This window comes from Streptomyces sp. NPDC058964 (genome assembly GCF_042741275.1).
Lineage (GTDB): Bacteria > Actinomycetota > Actinomycetes > Streptomycetales > Streptomycetaceae > Streptomyces.
Genome location: NZ_JBHYKH010000145.1, coordinates 9,685 through 17,986, shown reverse-complemented (window position 1 = coordinate 17,986; position 8,302 = coordinate 9,685). Strand labels below are relative to the sequence as shown.

6 protein-coding genes are annotated in these 8,302 nt (G+C 72.2%); 3 read left to right on the top strand and 3 right to left on the bottom strand.

The genetic code is table 11. The features are described 5' to 3' along the window. Nucleotides 1-282: 282 nt before the first annotated feature. Nucleotides 283-2,862, bottom strand: a complete 2,580-nt coding sequence (gene pepN / locus ACFW2E_RS19605) for an aminopeptidase N (protein ID WP_384468023.1) — start codon at nt 2,860-2,862, stop codon at nt 283-285. A gap of 112 nt (nt 2,863-2,974) precedes the next feature. Between pepN and ACFW2E_RS19600 the strand changes: the two genes are divergently transcribed. After that, complete coding sequence (locus ACFW2E_RS19600; RefSeq protein ID WP_384468021.1) at nt 2,975-3,451, top strand: DUF1203 domain-containing protein; 477 nt, start codon at nt 2,975-2,977, stop codon at nt 3,449-3,451. A 246-nt stretch (nt 3,452-3,697) separates the two neighbouring features. Here ACFW2E_RS19600 and ACFW2E_RS19595 read toward each other — a convergent pair whose 3' ends face one another. Together ACFW2E_RS19595 and ACFW2E_RS19590 are read right to left on the bottom strand one after the other, a co-directional pair. Continuing rightward, nucleotides 3,698-4,717: an aspartate-semialdehyde dehydrogenase gene (locus ACFW2E_RS19595; RefSeq protein ID WP_384468019.1), complete on the bottom strand. Its 1,020-nt coding sequence runs from the start codon at nt 4,715-4,717 to the stop codon at nt 3,698-3,700. 118 nt (nt 4,718-4,835) lie between these two features. Next, on the bottom strand, nt 4,836-6,914 hold the full coding sequence (locus ACFW2E_RS19590; protein ID WP_384468017.1) for a TerD family protein: 2,079 nt from the start codon (nt 6,912-6,914) through the stop codon (nt 4,836-4,838). Nucleotides 6,915-7,065: 151 nt separating this feature from the next. Between ACFW2E_RS19590 and ACFW2E_RS19585 the strand changes: the two genes are divergently transcribed. Together ACFW2E_RS19585 and ACFW2E_RS19580 are read left to right on the top strand one after the other, a co-directional pair. Further along, the gene (locus ACFW2E_RS19585; protein WP_384468015.1) at nt 7,066-7,605 is read left to right on the top strand and encodes an RNA polymerase sigma factor; all 540 of its coding nucleotides are present in this window, start codon (nt 7,066-7,068) and stop codon (nt 7,603-7,605) included. A gap of 1 nt (nt 7,606) precedes the next feature. Beyond that, entirely contained in the window at nt 7,607-8,275 is a 669-nt protein-coding gene (locus tag ACFW2E_RS19580) for a hypothetical protein (protein ID WP_384468013.1), read from the top strand. Nucleotides 8,276-8,302 lie beyond the last annotated feature (27 nt).

The following is an 8,302-nucleotide window of genomic DNA, read 5'->3' as shown; positions in this document are numbered from 1 at the left end:
GTCCTGACGGCCCTGCACACGACGGCACGATCCCGCCTCACCGAGTCCGCACACCGCCCGGACCACTGAGCCCTGGGTGCGGCCCGCTCGCGGGCGGTCCCGGTGTGCTGGTGCCCGGGGAGGGCGCGGTGGCGCGGCTCCGTGCTGGTGGGCCGTGCGAGGCGCGAGCGGGTTTCGCGGCAGGGGAGGCGGCCCGACCCGTGCCTGGCGTACCGCCGAGCGCTCAGGACGTGCTTCGGGGGCGCCCGGACTGTGCCGGACGCCCCCGAGGGCGTGCCGCCGCTACGCGGACGCGGCCGCCGCGTCCGCGGCCTGGGCCCTCAGCGCGCGCTCGATGCCCGAGCGGGACTCCGAGACCAGCCGGCGCAGGGCCGCGTTCGGCTCGGCCGAGGCGAGCCAGGCGTCCGTCCTGACCAGCGTCTCCTGCGTGACCTGGATCGACGGGTAGAGGCCGATCGCGATCTGCTGGGCGATCTCGTGCGAACGGGAGTCCCAGACGTCCTTGAGGGCCTCGAAGTACTTGTCCGCGTACGACGCCAGCAGCTCCCGCTGGTCCGTCTGGACGAAGCCGCCGATCACCGCCTCCTGGACGGCGTTCGGGAGCTTGTCGGACTCGATGACCGACGCCCACGCCTCCGCCTTGGCCTCCGGCGTCGGGCGGGCCGCCCGGGCGGTGGCCGCGTGGCGCTCGCCGGCGGCCGTCCTGTCCCGCTCGTACTCGCCCGCGATCTCCGCCTCGTCGAAGCGGCCGACCGCGGCGAGACGCTCCACGAACGCCCAGCGCAGCTCCGTGTCGACGACCAGGCCCTCGACCGTGTGGGTGCCGTCCAGCAGGCCCTCCAGCAGGTCCAGCTGCTCCGGAGTGCGGGCGGTCGCGGCGAACGCCCGCGCCCACGCCAGCTGGTGGTCGCCGCCCGGCGCCGCGGTCCGCAGGTGGGCCAGCGTGGCGTCCGTCCAGCGGGTGAGCAGGGCCTCGCGGGAGGCCGGGTCGGCGTACAGCTCGACGGCCACCTTCACCTGGCGGTGGAGCGACTGGACGACGCCGATGTCGGACTCCTTGCCGATGCCCGACAGGACCAGGCTGAGGTAGTCGCGGGTGGCGAGTTCGGCGTCGCGGGTCATGTCCCACGCCGACGCCCAGCAAAGGGCCCGCGGCAGGGAGGACTCGAAGTCGCCGAGGTGCTCGGTCACGAACGCCAGGGACTGCTCGTCCAGCCGGACCTTCGCGTACGACAGGTCGTCGTCGTTGAGCAGGACCACGTCCGGGCGGCCCCTGCCCACCAGCTGCGGTACGGCCGTCAGCTCGCCGTCCACGTCCAGCTCGACGCGGTCGACGCGGACCAGCTTGCCGCTCTCGTCGTCGAGGTCGTACAGGCCGACCGCGATCCGGTGCGGGCGCAGGGTCGGCTCGCCCTTGGCACCCGCGGGCAGGGCCGGTGCCTCCTGACGGACGGCGAAGGAGGTGATCACACCGTTCGCGTCCGTCTCGATCTCGGGACGCAGGACGTTGATGCCGGCCGTCTCCAGCCACTTCTTCGACCAGGTCTTCAGGTCACGCCCGGAGGTCTCCTCCAGTGCGCCCAGCAGGTCGGACAGACGCGTGTTGCCGAACGCGTGCCGCTTGAAGTAGGCCTGCACGCCCTTGAAGAACTCGTCCATGCCGACGTACGCGACGAGCTGCTTGAGCACGCTGGCGCCCTTGGCGTACGTGATGCCGTCGAAGTTGACGAGCACGTCGTCCAGATCGCGGATCTCCGCCATGATCGGGTGGGTGGACGGCAGCTGGTCCTGCCGGTACGCCCACGTCTTCATGGAGTTGGCGAAGGTGGTCCACGCGTGCGGCCAGCGCGACCCGGGCGCGTAGGCCTGGCAGGCGATGGAGGTGTAGGTGGCGAACGACTCGTTCAGCCACAGGTCGTTCCACCACTCCATGGTGACCAGGTCGCCGAACCACATGTGCGCCAGCTCGTGCAGGATGGTCTCCGCGCGCACCTCGTACGCCGCATCCGTCACCTTGGACCGGAAGACGTACTGGTCGCGGATGGTCACCGCGCCCGCGTTCTCCATCGCGCCCGCGTTGAACTCCGGCACGAAGAGCTGGTCGTACTTCTTGAACGGGTACTCGCAGTCGAACTTGTCCTGGAACCAGTCGAAGCCCTGCCGGGTCACCTCGAAGATCGCGTCCGAGTCGAGGAACTCGGCGAGCGACGGACGGCAGTAGATGCCCAGCGGAACGCTCTGGCCGTCCTTCTCGTACACGCTGTGCACGGAGTGGTACGGGCCGACGATCAGCGCGGTGATGTACGTCGAGATGCGGGGCGTCGGCTCGAAGACCCAGACGTCGTCCCTCGGCTCCGGCGTGGGCGAGTTGGAAATGACCGTCCAGCCAGTCGGTGCCTTCACCGTGAACTGGAAGGTGGCCTTCAGGTCCGGCTGCTCGAAGGAGGCGAAGACCCGGCGGGCGTCCGGCACCTCGAACTGGGTGTAGAGGTAGGCCTGCTCGTCGACCGGGTCGACGAAGCGGTGCAGGCCCTCGCCGGTGTTGGTGTACGCGCAGTCGGCGACGACACGGAGGACGTTGCGGCCCTCCAGGAGGCCCGGGAGCGCGATCCGCGAGTCCTTGAAGACCTCGTCGGGGTCGAGCGGGTCGCCGTTGAGGGTCACCTCGTGGACCGCCGGGGCCACCAGGTCGACGAAGGACTCGGCACCGTTTTCGGTGACGTCGAAGCGCACCGTGGTCACGGACCTGTAGGTGCCGCCCTCCTGCGCGCCGGAGAGGTCGAGATCGATCTCGTACGAGTCAACGGTCAGCAGCTTCGCCCGCTGCTGCGCCTCATCGCGAGTCAGGTTTGTGCCAGGCACGCGGTCATCTCCTCGTTATGTGTGGGTTGCGCCATCCTTCCACGGGACCCACGCGGAACGCGATGTCCGGATCCCGCCGGTCGGCCGGGCGCGATCGCGTCAGCCTGGGCACATGACGACGTACACCGCACGACCCGTCGGCCCGCCGGTCCTGAAGGAGCTGCGCTCCGTCGACGACGCGGGGCGACGGACGGTTCCCCTGACGGACGAGGAGGGCGGCGCCCCACTGCGCTGCTGCCTGCGCCGGAGCGTACCCGGCGAGCGGATCGCCCTCGTCTCCTACGCGCCCCTGCGCCGCTGGGCGGCCCGCACCGGGGCCGATCCGGGCGCCTACGACGAACAGGGCCCCGTCTTCATCCATGCGGAGGAGTGCCCGGGGCCGGACGGCGGCGGACTCCCCTTCGCCGGCGCCCACCGCACCGTCCGCCGCTACTCGGCCGAAGGGCGCATCCTGGGCGGGCGGCTGGTGGAGGCCGCCGGTGACCTCGAGGCGGCCTTCGCGGAGGCCTTCGCCGACCCCGAGGTGGCCCTCGTCCACGTACGGGCCGTGGAGTACGGGTGCTTCCTGTACGAGGTGCGGCGGCCGTAGGGCGCGTCCACGACGAGCGGCGGCAGCGGGGGTCCGTCCGGATCCCCTCCCGCCCGCGCGCACCGCCGTTGTCCCCGGTGCGGGGCGCGCACAAAGGTGCCCGCGTTCACCGGCGGCCGTCGCGCGGACGGCCCCGGCCTGACCGCGGTGCTCTGTCCCGCCTCCGGCCCGGCGCTCCTCGGGGCGGCGGTCGCCCGGCATGCGGAAGGGGCGGCCACACGATCGTGACCGCCCCTCGCGCACAGGTCACTTCGCGGAGAGCTCGGCCGCCACCAGTTCGGCGATCTGCACCGCGTTCAGGGCCGCGCCCTTGCGGAGGTTGTCGTTGGAGACGAACAGGGCCAGGCCGTTGTCGACGGTCTCGTCGCGGCGGATACGGCCGACGTACGAGGGGTCCTTGCCGGCCGCCTGGAGGGGGGTCGGGATGTCGGTGAGGACGACACCCGGCGCGTCGGCGAGCAGCTCGGCCGCCCGCTCCGGGGAGAGCGGACGGGCGAAGCGGGCGTTGACCTGGAGGGAGTGGCCGCAGAAGACCGGGACGCGCACACAGGTGCCGGAGACCTTCAGCTCCGGGATCTCCAGGATCTTGCGGGACTCGTTGCGGAGCTTCTGCTCCTCGTCGGTCTCGTTCAGACCGTCGTCCACGAGGTTGCCGGCAAAGGGCAGCACGTTGAAGGCGATGGGCCGCTTGTAGACGCCCGGCTCCGGGAAGTCGACCGCCTCGCCGTCGTGCGTCAGCTTCTCCGCGTCGGCGATCACCTTCTGCGCCTGGCCGTGCAGCTCGGCCACGCCCGCGAGGCCCGAGCCGGACACCGCCTGGTAGGTGGCGACGACCAGGGCCTCCAGGCCCGCCTCGGCGTGCAGGGGGCTGAGGACCGGCATCGCGGCCATGGTGGTGCAGTTCGGGTTCGCGATGATGCCCTTGGGGCGGTTCGCGATCGCGTGCGGGTTCACCTCGGAGACCACCAGGGGCACCTCCGGGTCCTTGCGCCACGCGGAGGAGTTGTCGATCACGACGGCGCCCTGGGCGGCGACCTTCTCGGCCAGCGCCTTGGAGGTCGCGCCGCCCGCGGAGAAGAGCACGATGTCGAGGCCCGTGTAGTCGGCGGTCGCCGCGTCCTCCACCGTCACACCGTCGAGGACCGTCCCCGCGGAACGTGCGGAGGCGAACAGACGCAGCTCGTCCACCGGGAAGTTCCGCTCGGCGAGGATCCTGCGCATGACCGTGCCGACCTGACCGGTGGCTCCGACGATTCCGACCCTCACTGCGACTCCTTCAGCTGGCTTGCGAGTGCCCCTCCCGTGGCCGGGGCCTTTCCATCATGCGTCTCACCCCGGCCGGTGTGTCCAATCCTTTGCCCGAGGGATGGGACGGGTCTCACGTTCAGCCGCGCAGCTCGATGCTCCACTTGCCGGACGTCCTGATCTGGAGGAATCCGCCCGGAACGCGCTGCAGACCGGAAGCCGTACTGATCCGGCGTACCGGTTCCAGGCGTTCGTCCAGCTCCCAGAGCACCACGAGGTCCAGCATCCCGCGTGCCTCGTGCTTGATCATCACCTCGGCCTCGGGTCCGGTGTGACGTACGACTCCATATCCCTGGCCCTCCACGCGCCGCTTGCCCAGCACCGGCACCGAGGCCAGGTCCTCGGTCTCGATGCGCCAGGCGGTGTCGTCGCTCGCGGCGAAGACGTGGACGTAGCAGTACCCGGCCGCCGAGACCCACAGCGGGCCGACGGTCGGACGCCGCCGCCCCACGCTGTCGGCGGAGATCCGCATCTGGCCGTCGGCCTGGAGGGAGCGGGTCTCCAGCGACCCGGTGTCGGAGCTGGTGCGGCGCAGGCCGAGCAGCGTGGGCGGGCCGTCGTAGCGGAACACCGCGCTGCCGCGGCCCTCCACGGCACCGGAGAACCGGGGCACCTGCTCGATCGGCAGCAGGCGCAGGCTCCAGTCGCCCCCGTTCTCCACCTTCAGCCGCACCTGCGGCTCGCCCTTGCGGAAGATCACGGCACGGCCGTTCCTGCCGTGCCGGGAGCCCTCCAGGAACTGCTCCTCGTCGTCGTACTCGTCGAGCAGCTTCACCCGGTGCGACGCGAAGGTGCCGGCGTCGGTGAAGGAGTACTCCAGCAGCGCGGGCCGTCCCGGGGCCGGGTTGGCGAGGGTGACGGTCTTGTCGCCGCGGCCCGTCCAGGCTCCGGCCGCCTGCGCGGCGGGGCCGTCGAGCACGGGGAGGGGGCGGGCGGTGAGCTGCCAGGGGCCGTCCGCCTCCAGGAGCAGCAGCAGCGGGCCGTCCGGGACGGGCACCGTCTGGCGGAACCGGTCGGTGTCGTTGACCAGCAGGTCGTACTCGTCGGGCCTGGTCAGATGACGGGCCTCCAGGCACTTCAGTCCGAAGTAGCCGCCCCCGTCCTCGTCCCCCGCGAAGTCGACGTCGAGGTCGGCCGCCGCGCCGGTGTACGCGATCACCTCCGGGCCGTACCCCTGCAGGGGGCCCGTGCCGAGCCCGCGGGCCACCGACAGCGGCTGTACCGTCACCGTCCAGTCGTGGTCGGCCTCCACCCGCAGCCGCAGCGGGCGCCCCTCCGGGGGCAGCACGAGGGCGCGGCCGCGGAAGTCGTGCAGGGTGCTGCTGTAGACGAGGTCGTCGTCCTTGTTGCGGCGGGTGAGGGTGTGCATCCCGAAGTAGCCGTCACCCTCGTGCCAGGCCTCGACGATCACCGGGCCCGGGGGGAGGGGCGCGTCCACGGAGACGACCCCGTTGCCGCGCCCGCGCTGGATGTACGGGGGGAAGCCGGGGCCGAAGGAGTGGGGGGCGGCATCCTGCGGGGCCGCGGTGGGGGAGGGACGGGCCGGAACGGCGGCCGGGGCGGCCGGTGCCGGCGGGACCGGGAGCGGCGGCACCGGAGACGGCGGCGGCGCCGGAGCCGGCGCCGGAGCCGGTTCCTCCACCGCGATGCCGAAGTCCGTCGCCAGCCCCGCGAGCCCGGAGGCGTACCCCTGGCCCACCGCCCGGAACTTCCACTCGCCGTTGCGCCGGTAGAACTCCCCGAGCACGAACGCCGTCTCGCGCGTCGCGTCGGTCACCGCGTAGTGCGCCACCACCGCGCCGTCCGCTCCCAGCGCCTGTACGTACAGTCCGGGCACCTGCCCGAAGACCCCGCCGTCGCAGGAGCCCGCTATCAGCACCCGCTGTATCTCCGGCTCGACGCGCGGCAGGTCCACCTCCAGCCACTCGGCGAGCATTCCGCCGCCCTCGCCCGCTCCCGTGTGCCGTACGGCACCGGAGGGGTGCGCGGGCTGGTTGTAGAACACGAGGTCGGCATCGCCGCGGACCTTGCCCGCCGCGTCGAGCAGCAGGGCCGAGGCGTCCACGGACGGAGCTCCGGGAACGCTCTGCCGGCAGACCGCGACCCTCAACGGAGCTGCGGGAACAGGGGTGTTGGCGCCTTTGGTGATGTGCGTCATGGGGCTCATGGTGGCAGTGGAGATGAGGTGAAGTCGATGAGTGTGAAACGAGTAGATCAAGTGGAGGAACGGGGTCCGGAAGATCGCGGAAATTCATTCCGAACGTTTCCGCGCCCACCGGCGTCATAGGGGAAACGCGGCGAGGGGAGGGGTGGCTGTGCTGCGCAGAAAGGCCCGCCGCGGTCAGGGGGTGGTCCACGGAGGGGACGATCCGCTGGACGCGGCTCAGGAACGCCGGGTGCGGGCGGTGCTCGCGCTGGGCGGGGTACCGCAGGCGGACCTGCTGGACGGGGTGCAGCAGGTCCGCCTCCGGCTGCTCGAGCGGGCCGCGAAGGGGGAGGAAGCGCCGCGGGACGTGTCCGCCTGGGCGGCGGTCGTCGCCTCGAACCTCGCCATGGACTGGCACCGCTCCAAGCGCCGTCAGGAACGCCTGGGCGAACGCCTGGCCTCGCTGCGGCAGGGAGAACACCCCTCGGGCGAGGACACCAGCGTGCTCTCCCTCGCCGTCGCCCAGGGCCTGGACGACCTGCCCGACAGTCAACGACAGGTCGTCGTCCTGCGCTTCTACGCCGATCTGCCGGTGCGCGGGATAGCCGAGGAGCTCGGCATTCCCGAGGGCACCGTCAAGAGCAGGCTGCACACGGCGGTACGCGCTCTGCGCGCCCGCCTGCACGAGGACGAGGTGGTGTGACGTGACCGCCGGACACGAGAACGGCTACGACGGCCACGAGGGATACGACGGCATGGACGCGCTGCCGGCCGTGCTCTCCGGTGAACCGCTGCCGGACGCGGCCCACGCCGACGCCGCCTTCATGGCCGAACACCGGGCGGCGGCCGCCGACGTGGCACTGCTGCGGGAGCAGCTCGGCATCATCGGGGACGCGCTGGCGGAGCCCGCCCCGGCACGGAAGCCGGCTCCGGCGCCGGCGGCACGTCCGCCGCGCGCCCGGCGGCCCCGCGCGGCCCGCTTCGCCTTCGGGGCCCTCGCGGTGGCGGCCGTCGCGGCCGTGCTGACCGGGATGGCCTGGCTGATGACCCAGTCGGGCGGCGGCGTCTCGGCCGACGGGGCGAGCGACAGCGCGGCCAAGTCCTCCGACGAGAAGACCGGCAGCGGCGCGGTGTACATGGCCTGTGCCCGGCTCGTGGCCGAGGGCGACGTGACCGCCGTCGAGCGCGTCCGGGGCTCCGGACAGCGCCGTGTCACCCTGCATGTCACCCGCTACTACAAGCCGGTGAACGGCAAGGAGGAGCTCACCTTCGTCACGGACGGGTCGGTCGGCCCCGGCCCCCGCGAAGGCGAGCACGTGCTGGTCGGCTTCTCGGGCCGGGCCCCCGTCCCGGACCGGTTGGGGAACGGGTAACGGGATATAGCCCAAGAGCGGGGGGGC

What these genes read in the sequence shown, in the direction of transcription:
- ACFW2E_RS19600 (WP_384468021.1), top strand. Translation starts at nt 2,975, where the DNA reads ATGACGACGTACACCGCACGACCCGTCGGCCCGCCGGTCCTGAAGGAG.
- ACFW2E_RS19590 (WP_384468017.1), bottom strand. Translation starts at nt 6,914, where the DNA reads ATGACGCACATCACCAAAGGCGCCAACACCCCTGTTCCCGCAGCTCCG.